Consider the following 1540-nt stretch of genomic DNA (forward strand, 5'->3'; position numbering starts at 1 on the left):
CTAGACTAAATGTTCGCCTGGGGACCGGGTGACCCGTCTCACAATATGCAGGTATCGAGGGTTGCGTAAGTTAACCTCGCACAGAGCCTCATGCATAGGAGACGGGCCATGAACGAGACTATCACATATGTCGGTTTGGATGTTCACAAAGATACGATCGCGGTAGCGCTTGCTGATGGCGGCGGCCGTGGCGACGTGCGTTCGTTTGGTCAAATCGTCAACACCCCTGCGGCTCTGTCGCGCTTGCTGACCAAGCTGGTTCAGCCGGGGCGAGCGTTGAAGTTCTGCTATGAAGCAGGTCCTTGCGGCTACGGTATTCAGCGACAGCTATCGGATGCCGGGCACGACTGTGTGGTCGTTGCGCCGTCGTTGATCCCAAAAAAGCCTGGCGATCGTATCAAAACAGACCGTCGTGATGCCAACAATCTGGCAAGACTGCATAGAGCCGGTGAGTTGAGCGCGGTCTGGATACCCGACCTCGCCCATGAGGCGATGCGCGATTTGGTCCGGGCACGGCTTGCCGCAGTCCGCAGCCTGCGGCAGGCCCGACAGCAGCTCAGTGGATTTTTACTGCGCCATGGCTTTCGCTACAGCCGCCCGGCCTGGACGCAGATGCATCGACGTTGGTTGGCCAGTCTCCGCTTTGAGCAGCCAATCCACAATATCGTGCTTGAGGATCACATCGCCACGATCGAGGCGGCAACCGAGCGGCGCGATAGGCTAACAAAGCAGATCGAGGCCACGCTGGACGACTGGTCATTGGCCCCGGTGGTCGTCGCACTGCAATCGCTTCGCGGCATGGCTCTGGTGACGGCGGCGACGATGATTGCCGAACTTGGCGATCTGAGCCGTTTTACAAACCCGCGCCAATTGATGGCGTATCTCGGGCTGGTTCCCTCTGAACGCTCAAGCGGTGGAACTCGGCGTCAGGGTGGGATTACCAAAGCAGGCAATACAACGGCACGTCGCATGCTCATTGAAGCTTCCTGGAGCTATCGGTTCCCGGCAAAGATCAGCCGTGATCAGTTGATCCGTCAGGAGCAACTTCCAAAACCGATCCGTGACACGGCATGGAAGGCACAGCTAAGATTATGCAGCCGATACCGGAAGCTTGCGAAGGCCGGAAAGCCGGTAACGACGGTTACGACTGCAATCGCCCGCGAACTATCGGGCTTCGTCTGGTCAATTGCATGCCAGGTCTCACCGCGTTGAGCATAGCTCAATCCTGAACCCAACAAGGAGGGCGGAAGAGAAAGAAAGCCATGTGCGCCTGGGCAACGCTGGGGGCACGGTCACGGCAGGAGAACCCTCGATCCCACTATCAGCCGGCCATAGTCCGACGCTGCAATCTAGACAGAGGAAGCTCCGCGACGCATCAGGTCCGGCGGTAATCAACCCGCGTATCAGAGCATGATCAACCGTCGTTATTTGACCGTGCCTCCTGCTTTCCCCAGGATGCATCCACACGCAACGAAACGCCCTGACGACAGGGCGACAATTTTTCTATTCCTGCATCTTGTAAGGGCGAACATGAGAGTGG

Annotated in this window: 1 protein-coding gene; it reads left to right on the top strand. The window is 57.9% G+C overall.

Features of this window, described 5'->3' with window-relative positions; genetic code table 11:
* The first annotated feature begins 108 nt into the window (after window positions 1-108).
* Window positions 109-1212: an IS110 family transposase gene (locus ACIQJ2_RS38235; RefSeq protein ID WP_400678241.1), complete on the top strand. Its 1104-nt coding sequence runs from the start codon at window positions 109-111 to the stop codon at window positions 1210-1212.
* Window positions 1213-1540: the final 328 nt, after the last annotated feature.

This window comes from Rhizobium sp. NPDC092011 (genome assembly GCF_044756305.1).
Taxonomy (GTDB): domain Bacteria; phylum Pseudomonadota; class Alphaproteobacteria; order Rhizobiales; family Rhizobiaceae; genus Rhizobium.